19 protein-coding genes are annotated in these 13,891 nt (G+C 71.1%); 13 read left to right on the forward strand and 6 right to left on the reverse strand.

Annotation, left to right across the window (positions count from 1 at the left end; genetic code table 11):
* From N2041_RS04280 to N2041_RS04295, 4 genes are all read left to right on the forward strand, one after another.
* A complete protein-coding gene (locus N2041_RS04280) occupies positions 1-1,041 on the forward strand; it encodes a 2-oxoacid:ferredoxin oxidoreductase subunit beta (RefSeq protein ID WP_297676162.1) in 1,041 nt (346 codons plus the stop codon).
* Between the two features lie 102 nt (positions 1,042-1,143).
* Positions 1,144-1,674 carry a CBS domain-containing protein gene (locus tag N2041_RS04285; RefSeq protein ID WP_297676164.1) on the forward strand — a complete coding sequence of 177 codons (531 nt, stop codon included), beginning with the start codon at positions 1,144-1,146 and terminating at the stop codon, positions 1,672-1,674.
* A gap of 118 nt (positions 1,675-1,792) precedes the next feature.
* A complete protein-coding gene (locus N2041_RS04290) occupies positions 1,793-2,692 on the forward strand; it encodes a LysR family transcriptional regulator (protein WP_270056178.1) in 900 nt (299 codons plus the stop codon).
* A gap of 3 nt (positions 2,693-2,695) precedes the next feature.
* Positions 2,696-3,286, forward strand: coding sequence for a PHP domain-containing protein (locus tag N2041_RS04295; RefSeq protein WP_297676167.1), 591 nt, complete (start codon positions 2,696-2,698; stop codon positions 3,284-3,286).
* 13 nt (positions 3,287-3,299) lie between these two features.
* Here the strand turns inward: N2041_RS04295 and N2041_RS04300 are convergent, their stop codons facing one another.
* A complete protein-coding gene (locus tag N2041_RS04300) occupies positions 3,300-3,815 on the reverse strand; it encodes a DinB family protein (protein WP_297676169.1) in 516 nt (171 codons plus the stop codon).
* Positions 3,816-3,903: 88 nt separating this feature from the next.
* On the opposite strand from N2041_RS04300, the gene N2041_RS04305 reads away from it, so the two are divergent.
* From N2041_RS04305 to N2041_RS04325, 5 genes are all read left to right on the forward strand, one after another.
* On the forward strand, positions 3,904-4,542 hold the full coding sequence (locus N2041_RS04305; protein WP_297676171.1) for a transglycosylase SLT domain-containing protein: 639 nt from the start codon (positions 3,904-3,906) through the stop codon (positions 4,540-4,542).
* A 76-nt stretch (positions 4,543-4,618) separates the two neighbouring features.
* Entirely contained in the window at positions 4,619-6,031 is a 1,413-nt protein-coding gene (locus N2041_RS04310) for an alpha/beta hydrolase (protein WP_297676173.1), read from the forward strand.
* 2 nt (positions 6,032-6,033) lie between these two features.
* The gene (locus N2041_RS04315; protein ID WP_297676175.1) at positions 6,034-6,804 is read left to right on the forward strand and encodes an alpha/beta hydrolase; all 771 of its coding nucleotides are present in this window, start codon (positions 6,034-6,036) and stop codon (positions 6,802-6,804) included.
* Positions 6,805-6,855: 51 nt separating this feature from the next.
* On the forward strand, positions 6,856-7,725 hold the full coding sequence (locus tag N2041_RS04320; RefSeq protein ID WP_297676177.1) for a D-alanyl-D-alanine carboxypeptidase family protein: 870 nt from the start codon (positions 6,856-6,858) through the stop codon (positions 7,723-7,725).
* Positions 7,726-7,798: 73 nt separating this feature from the next.
* On the forward strand, positions 7,799-8,614 hold the full coding sequence (locus N2041_RS04325; RefSeq protein WP_297676179.1) for an enoyl-CoA hydratase: 816 nt from the start codon (positions 7,799-7,801) through the stop codon (positions 8,612-8,614).
* Here the strand turns inward: N2041_RS04325 and N2041_RS04330 are convergent.
* Positions 8,611-9,198 carry a shikimate kinase gene (locus N2041_RS04330; RefSeq protein ID WP_297676181.1) on the reverse strand — a complete coding sequence of 196 codons (588 nt, stop codon included), beginning with the start codon at positions 9,196-9,198 and terminating at the stop codon, positions 8,611-8,613. The two genes, N2041_RS04325 and N2041_RS04330, sit on opposite strands and share 4 nt — an antisense overlap.
* 3 nt (positions 9,199-9,201) lie before the next feature.
* Positions 9,202-9,510 carry a hypothetical protein gene (locus N2041_RS04335; protein ID WP_297676183.1) on the reverse strand — a complete coding sequence of 103 codons (309 nt, stop codon included), beginning with the start codon at positions 9,508-9,510 and terminating at the stop codon, positions 9,202-9,204.
* A 94-nt stretch (positions 9,511-9,604) separates the two neighbouring features.
* Here N2041_RS04335 and N2041_RS04340 point away from each other — a divergent pair, with 94 nt between their 5' ends.
* Complete coding sequence (locus N2041_RS04340; protein WP_297676185.1) at positions 9,605-10,258, forward strand: hypothetical protein; 654 nt, start codon at positions 9,605-9,607, stop codon at positions 10,256-10,258.
* Between the two features lie 83 nt (positions 10,259-10,341).
* Here N2041_RS04340 and erpA read toward each other — a convergent pair whose 3' ends face one another.
* The gene (gene erpA, locus N2041_RS04345) at positions 10,342-10,728 is read right to left on the reverse strand and encodes an iron-sulfur cluster insertion protein ErpA (protein ID WP_297676187.1); all 387 of its coding nucleotides are present in this window, start codon (positions 10,726-10,728) and stop codon (positions 10,342-10,344) included.
* A 133-nt stretch (positions 10,729-10,861) separates the two neighbouring features.
* Between erpA and N2041_RS04350 the strand changes: the two genes are divergently transcribed.
* Both N2041_RS04350 and N2041_RS04355 read left to right on the forward strand, forming a co-directional pair.
* On the forward strand, positions 10,862-11,794 hold the full coding sequence (locus tag N2041_RS04350; protein ID WP_297676190.1) for a DMT family transporter: 933 nt from the start codon (positions 10,862-10,864) through the stop codon (positions 11,792-11,794).
* Complete coding sequence (locus N2041_RS04355) at positions 11,791-12,477, forward strand: hypothetical protein (RefSeq protein ID WP_297676192.1); 687 nt, start codon at positions 11,791-11,793, stop codon at positions 12,475-12,477. Before N2041_RS04350 ends, N2041_RS04355 begins: the two co-directional genes overlap by 4 nt.
* 37 nt (positions 12,478-12,514) lie before the next feature.
* Here the strand turns inward: N2041_RS04355 and tatA are convergent, their stop codons facing one another.
* Positions 12,515-12,817 (reverse strand): twin-arginine translocase TatA/TatE family subunit, encoded by a 303-nt coding sequence (tatA, locus tag N2041_RS04360; RefSeq protein WP_297676194.1) that lies wholly within the window; start codon positions 12,815-12,817, stop codon positions 12,515-12,517.
* A gap of 76 nt (positions 12,818-12,893) precedes the next feature.
* On the reverse strand, positions 12,894-13,217 hold the full coding sequence (locus tag N2041_RS04365) for an XdhC family protein (RefSeq protein WP_297676196.1): 324 nt from the start codon (positions 13,215-13,217) through the stop codon (positions 12,894-12,896).
* A 272-nt stretch (positions 13,218-13,489) separates the two neighbouring features.
* Between N2041_RS04365 and N2041_RS04370 the strand changes: the two genes are divergently transcribed.
* Entirely contained in the window at positions 13,490-13,870 is a 381-nt protein-coding gene (locus tag N2041_RS04370) for a hypothetical protein (RefSeq protein ID WP_297676198.1), read from the forward strand.
* Positions 13,871-13,891: the final 21 nt, after the last annotated feature.

Genomic DNA, 13,891 nt, shown 5'->3' on the forward strand with positions numbered 1-13,891 from the left:
ATGACCGCTCCGACCGCACCCAACGATGGCCTCATCTCGCCCGACCTCCCGGTGCTCACCCGGAAGGACTTCGTCACCGACCAGGAAGTCCGCTGGTGCCCCGGCTGCGGCGACTACTCGATCCTCGCCCAGATGCAGAAGATGCTTCCCGAGCTCGGCATCGCCCGCGAGAACATCGTCTTCATCAGCGGCATCGGCTGCTCCAGCCGGTTTCCCTACTACGTCAACACCTACGGCTTCCACAGCATCCACGGACGCGCGCCGACCATCGCCACGGGCCTGAAGACGGCGCGGCCGGAGCTCACTGTCTTCGTCATCACGGGAGACGGCGACGGCCTCAGCATCGGCGGCAACCACCTGCTGCACGCGATGCGCCGGAACATCGACCTCAACATCGTCCTCTTCAACAACCGCATCTACGGCCTTACCAAAGGGCAGTACTCGCCGACCTCGGAGTTCGGGAAGATCACCAAGTCGTCGCCCTACGGCACGACCGAGCGGCCGCTGAACCCGATCCGCATCGCGCTCGCCGCCGGGGCCACGTTCGTCGCGCGCTCTGTCGACCGGGATACGAAGCACCTCGAGGAGATGCTCTACCGGGCGGCGAAGCACCGCGGCGTCTCCTTCGTCGAGGTCTACCAGAACTGCAACATCTTCAACGACGGCGCCTTTGCCGCCTTCGCCGAGAAGGAAGTCCGCGCTGAGCGGATGATCTATCTCGAGCACGGCAAGCCGCTCCGCTTCGGTAAGAACAACGAGCACGGCATCCGGCTCAACGGCTTCACACCCGAAATCGTGGAGAACGCCGAGAGCGACGAGGGCCTGCTCGTCCACGACGCCCACGCCGAGAACATCACGCTCGCGAACATCCTCGTCGGCATGGATTACCCCGAATTCCCGGTGCCGATCGGCGTCTTCCGCGACGTCGACGCGCCGACGTTCGACCAGCTCGTCCAGCAGCAGGTCGACGAGGCGATCGCGAAGGGCCGCGGTTCGCTCGAAGAAGCCCTCCGCGCCGGGGAGACGTGGGTCGTCGAATAGGCATCGCCGGCGAGCATCGCCGTTCTCCGGAATCTGCTATCGTCGGGGTCTCGCACGAGGCCCCGGCGCCGTTTCCGGGGCCCGCCGGAGGAGGGATGCGCCATGGCGACCGAACCCGCCAACGTCATCATCTGCCCGAGCTGCGGCGCCGAGAACATCGAGGGCGCCGATATCTGCGAGCGCTGCCTGATGGACCTGAGCAGCATCGACGTCCCCGAGGCGGCCCAGGTCCTCAAGGAATCCGACCTCACCCTGCCGATCGCCGCCGTCCGCTGGAGCAAGCCGGTCACCGTCCAGGCAGGCGCCAGCGTCCGTGAGGCCATCCGCCTCATGCAGGAGCAGCGGAGCGGCGCCGTCGTCGTCCTCCGGGGACGGGAAATCGCGGGCATCTTCACGGACCGCGACGTCGTCGCGAAGGTCGCGCGCGACCCGGCGGCGCTCGACCGGCCGGTGGATACCGTGATGACGCCGGACCCGGTGGTGCTGCGCGACGACGACATGATGGCCTACGCGCTGAACAAGATGGGCGTCGGCGGCTTCCGCCACATCCCCGTCGTGCGGGACGGCGAACTCGTCGGCATGCTCACCGGGCGCGACGTGCTCAACTGGGTGATGGGCCGCTACTTCGATTGAGCGGCACCGGCTTCGGTCACCTCTGCCCGCCGTCGATGGATTCATGGGGCTCGCGTATGGCTCGCGAGGGGCGTATGCTCGATCCATAGTTGCACCCTATCGATGGGGGCAGAGCCATATGGAACTCGCCCAGCTCGAAGCGTTCATCACGGCCGCGGATTGCGGCAGCTTCAGCCGCGCCGCCGAGCTGCTCAACGTCGCCCAGCCGTCGCTCAGCAACCGGATCCAGGCCCTCGAGCGCGAAGTCGGCCAGCCGCTCTTCGAGCGGATGGGGCGCGGCGTGAAGCTCACGGATGCGGGCCGCGCCTTCCTGCCCTACGCCCAGCGCGTGATGCGCACCCTGAACGACGGCCTGATGATGCTCGAAGGCACCCGCGACGGCACGGCCGGCCGCCTCCTCATCGGCACCGCCCCGGCCGTCGGCACGTACGTCCTGCCCCGCCTGCTCAAGGTGTTCTGCGACACCCATCCCGGCGTCGACGTCCTCGTCCGCACCGGCCACAGCGACGAAATCCTCCAGCTCGTGCTCGATGACGACGTGCAGGTCGGCCTCGGCCGGCCGATCAACCACCCGGACGTCCGGACGGTCGTGCTCTACCGCGACGAACTCGTGCTCGTCGTCTCGGCCCAGCACCGGTACGCGAAGAAAGGCTCCGTCCGGGTCGAAGACCTCGCCGAAGACTCGCTCATCCTGTTCGACCGCGACTCCGGCTACTACGGCATGATCATGGGCCTCTTCCGCGACCTCGGCGTCGTGCCCCACCAGCAGATGCAGCTCGATTCGATCGAAGCGACGAAGAAGATGGTGGAGGCGAACCTCGGCATCGCGCTCCTGCCGGAGGTGTCGGTCGAGCGCGAGATCCGGCTCGGGACGCTCCACAAAGTCCACATCGAATCGGCCGAGCCGGTCCAGCGCGACATCGCCGTGATGTACCGGCGGAACAAGCCACAGTCCGGGCCGATGGCCGGCTTCCTCGACCTCCTCGGCGAAATTTACGGCGTCCGGCTGCCGCGCTGACCCGTGCTCATCGACCTGCACTGCCACACGCTCCCCCGCTCCGCGTGCAGCGCGCTCGACCCGCTCGAGCTCGCCCGGCTGGCCGCCGAGCGCGGGCTCGGCGGCATCTGCCTCACCGAACACGACCGCGCCTGGGATACGGATGCGCTCGAAGCGCTCCGCCGGGCTGCGCCGGTGCCGGTCTTCAGCGCGGCCGAGCTGACGACCGATCTCGGCCACGTCCTCGCCTTCGGCCTCCCGGCGAGCGCGTTCTCGGCCGAGGCGCGGGAGCTGGCGGCCGCGGCCGAGCGGCACGGCGCGCTGCTCTACCTGGCTCACCCGGCGCGCGACGGCCTCCTGCGGGTCACCCGCGAAACGGTGGACTACTTCGTCTCGGTCGAAGCGGCGAACGGCTCCGATTCCCGCCTCCAGAACATCGCCGCGGCCGGCCTCGCGAAGGGGTTCCGCCTGCCCGGCATCGGCGGGTCGGATGCGCACACCGCGGCGGAAATCGGCCGGGCGGCCACCCGGTTCGCCGCGCCGGTCCGCTCGGACGGCGACCTGCTCGACGCCCTCCGGGCCGGGGCTTACGAGGCCGTCCTGCTCGACGCCTGACCTGCCGGGGCGGTCAGCTGCCGGCTTCGCCGAGCCACGCCCGCGCGTGGTGCCGGTCGAACTGCTGGTGCAGGTTGAGCAGCGCCACGAAGTGCTCGAGCGCGTGCGCCAGCGCCCGCTCGGCCACCCATGCGAGGTCGACTTCGCCCGCGCCCGGCCACTCCGCCGTCCGGGTCCACTGCTCCGGCGTGAGCTCCTTGAAGTAGCCCACCGTCTGCTCGCGGGCCTTCATGAACGCCTCGGCCAGCTCCTCGATGTCGCCCTCTGGCCGGTAGTCGCGGGCCATGTGGGCTTCATCGTCCCAGTTTTCGAAGGCCGGCCGCTCCTCCGCGAGGATTCGCGGGATGCGGACGTGGAACACGTGCTGCTCGGCGGCGAGCAGGTGCGCGACGTGCTGATGCGGCGTCCAGCCGCCGCCCGGCGGCGTCTCGTGCTGCCACCGCCGAACGAGCCCCGAAGCCCAGTCCACCCCCTTCACGCTGAGCTGGAGGCGGGCCATCAGGGTCGGGTCGGGGATGCGTCGTTCCATCGCGGCACCTCGAAACACGGGGAGTTTCGCGCCGGCCTCGGGGAAATCCCGCGGCGTCCGCGCGATGCGAGCGTACTACCATCCGGACATGGCGATCGACCCGCTCGCCTCCGGGGCGCCGTCACCGCTCCACGTCGGCCTGCCGGCTGCGGGCCAGCACGCCCGCGCCCTGCGCGAGGGCAGCTTCGCGCGCGCGCTCGAGGCCGCGTCGTCGGAGGTGCTGCCGCCCGCCAGCCCGCGGGCGAGCCGCCCCGGCACGTCGGCCGGCGCGGCCTCGCGGGCGTTCGAACCGCACACACCCATCGTTTCGGCTGCGGAGAGCGCGGACCCCGACCGGTGGGACGGGCTGCTCAACCGGCTCGGCCAGAAGTACGGCGTCCCCCCGCTCTTCCTCAAGGCGGTGATGCTCATCGAGAGCGGCGGCCGCCCGGATGCCGTCGGCGACGGCGGGCACTCCGTGGGCCTCTTCCAGCTGCACGACCAGGGCTACGGCCACGGCATGGGCGACCTCCGCTTCGACCCGGAGGCGAACGCCGACCGCGCGGCGCGCGGCCTCGCGGCCTCGTGGCGGAAGGTGCAGGCCGCCGGCTACACCGGCGAATACGCCGTCCGCACCGCCTACGACGACACGTTCAACCCGGGCGGCGGCTTCGCCTACCAGGGCGATGCCCTCGTGCGCACCTACAACCGGCTGCTCCAGCAGCAGGGCCTCCCGCCCCTCTCCTGACACCCCGCCCCGGCCCTCCCCGGGTGGTATCATCGCCATGGGCGTGTCCCCGCGCGCCGCATCCGGGAGGTGACCTGTGGTAACGGCCGGGTATATCGAACGCTCCGTCACCGTCAACGGACTGAAGCTCGCCTACCAGGAATGGGGCGACCCGAACGCCCCGCCGATCGTGATGCTCCACGGTTTCGGCGTCTCCGGGCACATGTTCGATGAGTTCGCCGAGCGCATGCAGGACCGCTACCGGCTCCTCGCGCTCGACCAGCGCGGCCACGGCGACAGCGACTGGTCGGAAAGCGGCGACTACTCCCGCGAGGCGTTCGTCGAGGATCTCGAGGGCTTCCGCAAGGCGCTCGGCCTCGAGAAGTTCGTCCTCATCGGCCACTCGATGGGCGGCCTCAACGCCGTCTCGTACGTGAACCGCTACCCCGGCCACGCGACCGTGCTCGTCCTCGTCGACGTCGGCCCCGAATCCTCGAAGGAAGGCGTCGACAACATCGTCCGCTTCACGCGCGGGCCGGACGAGCTCGAGTTCGAAGAGTTCGTCCAGATGGCGCACCGGTTCAATCCGAGGCGCACGCTGGAGAACATCCGGGAGCGGATGCGCCATCGCCTGAAGCCGACGGACAGCGGCAAGTGGACGTGGAAGTTCGACAGGCGGTTCCGCCAGCCCGACAGCGGCCTCACCGTCGGCTGGCGGCTCAGCAGCGACGAGCTGTGGCAGCTCTTCCGCAACATCGACATCCCGACGCTGCTCGTGCGCGGCGCCGAGAGCGACGTCCTCTCAGCCGAAGTCGCCGAGCGCTGTGTGCAGGAGATGCCGGCGGCGCGGCTCGTGACCATCCCGGGCGCAGGCCACAGCGTGCCCGGCGACAACCCGGATGCCTTCACCGAAGCCGTCGCCAGCTTCCTCGCCGAGGTCGAACGGGGCGAATTCCCGCCGCGCGCGGCAGCGGAAGAGCCCCCGCTGGAACGGCTGGTGGAGGAGCAGACCGCAGCCCGCCGCCGCGGCCCGGGCCTGCTGACGCTCGTACTCGCCGGCGCGGGGGCAGTCATCGCGCTCGCCGGCATCGGGTTCGCCGTTCGGAAAGCATCGGAGCGCCGCCGCGAGCGCCGCGCGCCCGTCCGGCGGCTCGCCGGGGCAGCGAAGACGGCGGCCCCGCCGCTGCCGCCCGTGGACCTCGAGCTTGCGCGCGCCCGAGCGGCCGAAACCGTCGCCCGGCTCGCCGAGGTCGGCGCGCGCGGCACGAAGCGCGCCCGCCGCGCCATCGACGAGGTCGACCTCGCCCGCGCACGGGCGGCCGCCGCCGAAGCGCTCGCGGCGCTCGGCGAGACTGGCCGCCACGCGCCGGAGGTGCTCCGCGGGACCGTCCAGCGGGTCGCCCCCGCGGCTCGCCGGCCTGCGAAGCGCGGCCTCGCCCGCCGCGCGCTCGGCCTCCTGCCGCGTCCCGCCCGGCGCCGCAAATCCCGCCGCTTCGGCTGGCTGGCCTGACGATGGACGTCGTCCTCGCCCATGCTTCGGCCGGCGCCGGCGACCCGCCGATCGTCTTCATCCACGGCCTCTGCTGCGACCGGCGCGCGTGGCAGCCCCAGTTCGAGGACCTCTCCCGTGACCACCGCTGCATCGCGGTCGACCTCCGCGGCCGGGGCGATACCCCGGCCGAGCCGCCGTTCGGCATCGCCCGCGCCGCGCAGGACGTCGCCGCGCTCATCGACCGGCTCGGGCTCGGGCGGTGCGTCATCGTCGGCCACAGCCTCGGGGGTATCACGGCGCTCGTCCTGAACGAACAGCGACCCGACCTCGTCCTCGGCATCGTCACCGGGGATTCGCCCATCTCCGAGCCGCGCGGCGGCGGCGCGAACCCGCTCGTCCAGCGCATCCGCGAACTCGGCACGCGCGAAGGGCTCCGCCCGCTCGTCGAAACGTTTTTCACGGACGAGACCCCGGCCGCAGCGCGCGAGTACGCCGAAACGGTGATGTACGGCTGCCCCCCGGAGGTCGCAGCCGGGATGCTCGAAGACGCGCCCGGGGTCCTCGGCCGGCTGCCCGAGCTCGTGCGTCTCGCCGATGAGAAGCCGTTCATGGCGATCTGGGCCGAGCGGCCGCTCGGCGACCCGGCCTGGCTGCGGAACGCGACGAAGTTCGCCCGCCAGGAGCCGCTGCCGGGGACCGGGCACTTCTTCCAGCTCGAACAGCCCGAACGGACGAACGCGCTCCTCCGCGCCTTCCTCGACGACGTCGCGGCCGACCCGCGCCTCGGGTGACGCCGGCGGCCCCGGTAGGCCCTGCGCACCATCCGCGGTAAGGTAGCCCTGATGGCAGAGTCGCGGACGCGGAAGCGAACTCCGGCGCGCAGCGAGCGGACCGTCGGCCAGCGCCGGGGTGGCGACGCCTGGCGGCCGGTGTTTTTCGCCTCCGTCCTGGCCGTCATCGTCAGCGTCATCGTCCTCCTCGTCGTCGCCGCCGACAGCCTCGGCCGGGACGCGGCCCCGCCTCCCGGCGGGTCGCCAGGCGGCGCGGCCGAAACCCCCGCGCCCTCCCCCGGCACAGGGAACGGCGCCTCGCCGACCCCGGCCGCGACGGCCGCGCCGACGGAACGCCCCACGCCGGGCGCCGACGGCACGATCGTCGTCGCCTGCGGCGACATCCTCGCGCCGCTGGACAAGCAGCACCGTCTGCCCGCCGACTGCGAGCCGCCCGACCTCGTGCAGCTCCCGGCCGAGATCAGCTTCGGCGGCGCGCAGTACCTGCGCCGGGAGGCCCTCGACGCGCTCCTCGAGCTGTTCGAGGCCGCCCGCCGCGACAGTTTCAGCCTCGTCGTCAACAGCAGCTACCGCAGTTACGACGTCCAGGTGCAGACCTACGCCACCTGGGTGCAGCTGTACGGGCAGGAGTACGCTGACCGCACCAGCGCGCGCCCCGGCCATTCGGAGCACCAGCTCGGCACGACCGTGGACGTCGGCGCGCGCGGCCTCGTGCTCGAGAATTTCGTCGGCACGCCGGAGGCGGCCTGGCTGGAAGCCAACAGCTGGAAGTACGGCTTCATCGTCAGCTACCCGGACGGCAAGGAGCACATCACGGGTTACGCCTACGAGCCGTGGCACATCCGCTACGTCGGCAAGGACGTCGCGGCCCAGGTGCACCGCTCCGGCCTGACGCTCCGCGAGTTCCTGCTCCAGCGCTGACGGCCCGCTTGCCGGCCGCTCCCCCGGGTGCCACACTCCGGCAGCAACCTATCGCCCCTGCAGGAGTTTTTCGTTGGTTTCGCCCTCTCCCACGCCCGAACTGCTCGTCGAGCACAGCGACTACATCCTCACGGTCACCCTCAACCGGCCGGACCGCCTCAACGCCATCAGCGGGCCGATGCTGAACGCCCTCTCGAAGACGCTCCAGGAAGCGAACATCGCCCGCGACGTCCGCTGCGTCATCCTCACCGGCGCCGGCCGCGGCTTTTGCGCCGGCCTCGACCTGAAGGACCAGATGTCGAACGGCGGCGGCGAAGGCGCGGTCCAGCCCGGCCGCGGCGGCTACCAGCTGTTCGATCTGCACAATTCGCCGCCCATCGTCATCAACCGGATGGACAAGCCGATGATCTGCGCCCTCAACGGCGCTGCCGCCGGCTACGGCATGGACCTCGCGCTCGGCTGCGACATCCGCATCGCGAGCGAGCACGCGAAGCTTGGCGCCGTCTTCGCCAAGCGCGGCGTACTGCCCGAGAGCGGCGGCTGCTGGTATCTGCCGCGGCTGCTCGGCTGGGCGCGCGCCGCCGAGGTCGCCTTCCTCGGCGACGTGCTCGATGCCCAGCGGTCGCTCGAACTCGGCCTGGTCAACAAAGTCGTGCCCCACGACCAGCTGATGACCGAAGCGCGCGCCTGGGCCACGAAAATCGCGAACAACGCGCCGCTCAGCGTGCAGGCCACCAAGCGCATGATGCGCCTCGGGATGGAGGAGACGTTCGAGGCGGCGGTCGACCACATCTACCTGCAGCTCCTGCCGCTCTTCCAGAGCGAGGACTTCCGGGAAGGCCTCGCCGCCTTCGCCGAGCGCCGCGAGCCGGTCTTCAAGGGCCGCTAGCCGGTCCCTGCCCGGCCATCGACCCGGGACAGCAGCCGTTCGACATCGCGCTGCGACCGAAGCCGCAGGAACGTCTTCCCTGCGGCTTCGGCGTCCCGCTGCGCCGCCTCGAACGCCGCGCGGTTGGCCCGGCGGCGGGCGACGTTGTACCGGATGAGCGACCGGTGTTCGCTCCACAGCGCGAACTGGCGCCAGAAGTTCTCGCGGCAGACGCCCCAGAGCAGTTCGCGGCTTCGCCAGCGCCGCCACGACCGGCGGAGGATGCGCCACGCCGTCGTCGGCAGGCCGATGTCGAGCCAGATGAAGGTGTCGGCCAGCGGCCAGGTGACGAAGCGCGCCTGGCGGAGGTAGTTGCCGGCGCTCACCCATGCCTCGCCGCCGTGCGCGCCGCGCAGGAGCGCGCAGAAGTCCTCATCGCGGGGACGGCCCCAGTTCTCCTGCCAGAAGAGCGCATCGAGCTCGATGAAGGGCACGTCGAGCCGCCGCGCGAGCTCCATCCCGAGGGTCGATTTGCCCGCACAGCTCGGGCCGATGATGACGATCCGCCGGCCGAGGGGCGTCGGCGGCGCAGCCCCGGCGGCCACGCGCTACTGCAGCCGCTGCTGCAGCGACTCGGGCAGTTCGGCGGGGAGCTCGGTCACCGGCCGCGTCGCCTGGGCGATGGTGATGTCGAAGATGTCGCCCCAGGCCGCTTCGTAGTAGTCGCCCGGCCCTTCGTCCTCAGCCTCCCAGGCGAGGACGACCTGCGGCAGCCCCTTGGGCGCATTGACCCACAGCTCCGCGAGGACGTTCGCGCCCCGCGGGTGCTGGAAGGTTTTCCGGCGCTCGAAGGCCTCGAGGCCGCGCAGGACGTTCGTACCGGGTTTGAAGGTGAAGTAGGCCACGTAGAGCGGCATGGCGTGCAGTATACCGTTCCGCCGACCGAAGGCCGTCGCTCTGGTAGACTTGCCGCGCGCGCCGGCCCGTGAGCCCCGCGCGCGGAGATGTGCCATGTACCGACGCATCCTCTCGGGCATCGTGGCCCAGGGCAAGACGCGGGAGTTCCTCGAGGCGATGCGCATCGCCACCGACTTCCAGCTCGAACGCGGCATCCGCGCCCGCACCGCCGTCTGGGGCTCGATGACCGGCCGCAACAACGGCGTCCTCATCGCGGCCGATTTCAACACCCTCGAAGACCTCGAGCGCTGGACCGACCTCGCCACCGAAGACGCGCGGTTCGCGCAGGTGCGGCGCGCGGTCCGCACCCACATGGTCTACGACGACGTGAAGGTGTCGATTCACCGGCTGGCCTACCACTCCGAGGGCCTCATGACCTCGGAGGAGGCGACTGCGCCCCGGAAGTTCATGCGGGTGCTGACGGGCGAAGTCCAGCCCGGCCACCACCGCGAGTTCGTGCTCTCGGTCTCGCAGGCGCTCGACTACCAGAAGCAGCGCGGCATCGACGCGACGACGAGCGTCTGGAGCGCGATGACGGGCCACACCAGCGGCGTGGCGATCGTCGCCGAATTCGACTCGCTGGCCGAGCTGGAGAAGTTCGACGAGATGGCGGTGACGGACGCGGAGTTCGCGCGCCTGCGCGCCGCGACGCGCGCCTCGATGGTCTTCCTGACGACCGAGACGAACCTGCTGCGCCGGCTCATGTAGCGCCGGCCGCTCATTTGCCGCACAGCGAAACGGGGAGGCGCAGAGCGCCTCCCCGTCGCAATCGTCGGACGTCGCGAAGCGGCCTAGCAGCAGGCGCGGGGCTGGCCGCTCCCGTCAGCGGCCTGGAAGCTCGAGCCGCAGGCGCAGCTCTTGACCGCGTTCGGGTTGTAGATGCTGAAGCCGCTCTTCATGATGTCGTCGACATAATCGATTTCGGCACCCTCGAGGTAGCGCGCGCTTTCGGGGTCGACGAGGATGCGCACGCCGAACTGCTCGATGACGATGTCGTCCTCTTCCGAGGAGCGGGCGAGCGCCATGCCGTACTGGTAGCCGGAGCAGCCGCCGCCGGCGACGAAGACGCGCAGCGCGCCGTTCGGGAGTTCGCGGGCTTCGAGGAGCGCGCGGGCCTTCTCCGCCGCCCGCTCGGTGATGTTGACGAGCGCGACCGACGCGCCGGGTTCCACAGACATGTTCGGACCTCCTCCGTGGTGGCAGACGCGGGGCGAATCGTCCCACCCGCTGCACTATGAAGATCATAGCCATTCGGATGGGGCGCGTCCACGCGCGCTTTGCACCAGCGCCGGCGGGCCGCACACTGCGGGTGTGGACGCCGCCGTGGGGAGCCGGTCCGCCGCGCTGACCGCCCGCCAGCGCGGGCTGCTCGCCGTGCTCGGCGCGGCGGTGCTGTGGAGTACCGGCGGCCTCTTCATCAAGTGGGTCTCGCTCGATGCGCTCGGGGTCACGATGTGGCGCTCCCTCTTCGCAGGCGTGACCATCGCGGCGCTCGTCCGGCCCCGCGCCGCTGCACCGTGGCGCCTGTCGCGGCTCACGTGGGCGATCGCGGTCGCGTACGCCCTGACGCTCGTCATGTTCGTCGCCGCGACGAAGCTCACCACGGCGGCGAACGCTATCTTCCTCCAGTACACCGCGCCGGTGTACCTGCTCTTCGCCGGGCCGCTCTTCCTGCGCGAGCGGGTAACGCGGCTGGATGCCGCCACGGTTGCTGCCGCGTTCGCAGGCATGAGCCTGTTCTTCGTCGGCCGGCTCGAAGGCGACGCGCTGGGCGGCAACCTGCTCGCCGCGGCCTCCGGCGTCACGCTCGCGGCGATGTTCCTCCTCCTCCGCGCCCCGGGCTGCACGCCCGAGACGCGGCCGCTGGCGATGCTCCTCGGCAACGGGCTGCTCGTCGTATCGCTCGCGCCGGTGAACCTCGCGCGGGGCGAGCTCGATATCTTCACCCCCGGCCTCCGCGACCTCGCCGGGCTGCTCTTCCTCGGCGTCGTCCAGATCGGCTTCGCGTACCTGCTCTTCGGCTACGCCATGCGGACCGTGGGGGCGCTCGAAGCCTCGCTCATCGGCATGCTCGAGCCGGTCCTCAACCCGGTGTGGGTGTACCTCGTCCTCGGCGAAACGCCAGGCTGGTGGGCCGTCCTCGGCGGGGCCGTCATCATCGCCGCCGTCAGCTTCCGCACGTGGCGCACGGAGCGGAGCCGGCCGCCGCTCGTTCCCGCGCCTGGAGCCGCCGACGCCGTATGAGCGCTGGCGTCTCCGGAGTGCTCGCGGCGCTCGAGGCGATGCACGGCGGCAGGCCGTGGCACTGGCGGCCGGGCGAGGCGCCGTTCGAGGTGTGCGTCGGCGCCATCCTCGTCCAGAACACCGCCTCGGCGAATGCCGAGCGCGCGCTGGACCGGCTGCGGGCGGCCGGCGCCCTCGACGCGGCCGCGATGGCGGCCCTGGGCCAGCCGGAACTCGAGGAGCTCATCCGGCCCGCCGGCCAGTTCCGGCAGAAAGCGAAGAAGCTCCGCGCCTTCCTCGAGCTGTGCGGCGAGGTCGGCGGCCTCGAACCGCTGTTCGCCCTGCCGCCGGCGGAGCTTCGGCCGCACCTGCTCGCGACCTGGGGGATCGGCCCGGAGACTGCCGACTGCATCCTCTGCTACGGCGCTGGCCGCGAGGCGGTGGTGGTCGATGCCTACACCATCCGCCTGTTCCGCCGGCTCGAAATGGGCCCGGAGAGCGACCGCTACGAGGCCTGGCAGGGCTGGCTCGCAGCAGAACTTGCCGGTGTTCCGGGATGGCAGGGCGCGGAGCGCCTCGGGCGCGCCCACGCGCTCATCGTCCTCCACGCGAAGCACCCCTGCCGGAAGCGCGCGCCGCGCTGCGGCGAATGCCTCCTCAGCGGCCGGTGCGCCTTCGCCGCGGCAACGAATGGCCCCCGCTGAAGGGCGGGGGCCGCTGATTCGCTGCGTCGCTGCCGGGTCAGAAGACGTTCGGCGCGTTCGGTTTGTTCGGGTCGCCGGGGGGCGGGGGCGCGGATGCGGGGGGCTGGGCGGCCACGGGCGGGGGCGGCGGCGCCTGGACGGTCTGCTGGTACTGCTGGGGAGGCGGCGGGGCCTGCTGCTGGCGCGCTGCCTCGGCATCCTCGTCCTTCACGGCCCGGCGGAACTCCTTGATCGAGGTGCCGAGCTCCCGGCCGAGGCCCGAGATCTTGCCGACCCCGAAGATGAGGACGATGACGAGGGCGATGATGATGAGCTCCGGGGCTCCGAGCGAACCGAACATAGCTACCTTCTTCCTGCTGCCCGGCTGCCCGGGCCGGCTCCTCTGATGCTATCACGTCGGCCGGAGCGTGCGACCCTCACGAACCGGCGCGCCCCAGTCGTTCAACGAATACGTCCATCACCCCCCCGCAGATCTTATCCTCGCCGTCGGTCGGCTCGGTGAGGTCGACGGTGACGGTCCGCGGGCGGCCGTCCTCGAGCGTCGCCATCGCCTCCTGCCACACTTCCGCCTCGCCGCAACCGCCGCCGATGGTGCCGGTAAAGGTGCCGTCGGCGCGGATGAGCATCTTCGCGCCGGGCTTCCGGGGGGTCGAGCCGCGCGTCCTCGTCACCGTGGCGAGCGCCACGGCCTCGCCCGCTTCGAGCGCGCGGGCAATCTCCCGGTACAACGCTGCGTCCATCGCGCAGATCGTGCGCCCGGCCGCCGGCCTCCCGCAAGTGGCCCGTTCTTCACGCATTTTCCGGGGGTTTCCCTTGCCTTCGCGGCAGAGGCCATATCGGCGGCTGGCGGGCGAACTTGATAGCCAATAGCATGATCAAAACAAGACGATTCGTCATATTTGCCGAACCGACGCTTTTGCAGGCCCGCGGGCCCGCCGACTCCAGCGAGTGAGAGGCCGCTGGCCTCGAACCGGGCGGGCAACCCCCGTCACCATCGCTGGAGGAGAGCACCATGGTCTTTCGTTCCCTGAGGAGCCCCCGGCGGCTGGCTGCCGTCGCGGTCTTCTCCATCGTCGCCGCCTCGGCCCTCGGCTTCGCCGCGACGAACACCGTCCCGGCGACCAATGCCGGCGACGGCAGCGGCACCGTCTCGGGCTACACCATCTCGAACGTTCACTACAACCTGAACCCGTCCAACCCGGCGACGGCCAACTCGGTCACCTTCGACATTTCGCCGGCGCTGCCCTCCGGCGGCACCGCGCACGTCTCGTTCGACGGCGGCACGACCTGGTCGAACGCCTGCTCGACGGGCACCACCATCACCTGCACGTTCTCGACGCCGCAGTCGATCGGCGCCGCCTTCACCAGCCTGCGGGTCGTCGCCGCGCAGTAGCGTCCTGACGCGTGAGAGCGC

It is taken from the genome of Tepidiforma sp. (genome assembly GCF_026419595.1).
Lineage (GTDB): Bacteria > Chloroflexota > Dehalococcoidia > Tepidiformales > Tepidiformaceae > Tepidiforma.

Excerpts from the sequence above, each read along its gene's own strand:
- tatA (WP_297676194.1), bottom strand. The coding sequence starts at position 12,817 with ATGTTCGGTTCGCTCGGAGCCCCGGAGCTCATCATCATCGCCCTCGTC.
- N2041_RS04300 (WP_297676169.1), bottom strand. The coding sequence starts at position 3,815 with ATGGAACGACGCATCCCCGACCCGACCCTGATGGCCCGCCTCCAGCTC.
- N2041_RS04305 (WP_297676171.1), top strand. The coding sequence starts at position 3,904 with ATGGCGATCGACCCGCTCGCCTCCGGGGCGCCGTCACCGCTCCACGTC.
- N2041_RS04320 (WP_297676177.1), top strand. The coding sequence starts at position 6,856 with ATGGCAGAGTCGCGGACGCGGAAGCGAACTCCGGCGCGCAGCGAGCGG.
- N2041_RS04315 (WP_297676175.1), top strand. The coding sequence starts at position 6,034 with ATGGACGTCGTCCTCGCCCATGCTTCGGCCGGCGCCGGCGACCCGCCG.
- N2041_RS04355 (WP_297676192.1), top strand. The coding sequence starts at position 11,791 with ATGAGCGCTGGCGTCTCCGGAGTGCTCGCGGCGCTCGAGGCGATGCAC.
- erpA (WP_297676187.1), bottom strand. The coding sequence starts at position 10,728 with ATGTCTGTGGAACCCGGCGCGTCGGTCGCGCTCGTCAACATCACCGAG.
- N2041_RS04365 (WP_297676196.1), bottom strand. The coding sequence starts at position 13,217 with ATGGACGCAGCGTTGTACCGGGAGATTGCCCGCGCGCTCGAAGCGGGC.
- N2041_RS04335 (WP_297676183.1), bottom strand. The coding sequence starts at position 9,510 with ATGCCGCTCTACGTGGCCTACTTCACCTTCAAACCCGGTACGAACGTC.
- N2041_RS04340 (WP_297676185.1), top strand. The coding sequence starts at position 9,605 with ATGTACCGACGCATCCTCTCGGGCATCGTGGCCCAGGGCAAGACGCGG.
- N2041_RS04290 (WP_270056178.1), top strand. The coding sequence starts at position 1,793 with ATGGAACTCGCCCAGCTCGAAGCGTTCATCACGGCCGCGGATTGCGGC.
- N2041_RS04280 (WP_297676162.1), top strand. The coding sequence starts at position 1 with ATGACCGCTCCGACCGCACCCAACGATGGCCTCATCTCGCCCGACCTC.
- N2041_RS04370 (WP_297676198.1), top strand. The coding sequence starts at position 13,490 with ATGGTCTTTCGTTCCCTGAGGAGCCCCCGGCGGCTGGCTGCCGTCGCG.
- N2041_RS04285 (WP_297676164.1), top strand. The coding sequence starts at position 1,144 with ATGGCGACCGAACCCGCCAACGTCATCATCTGCCCGAGCTGCGGCGCC.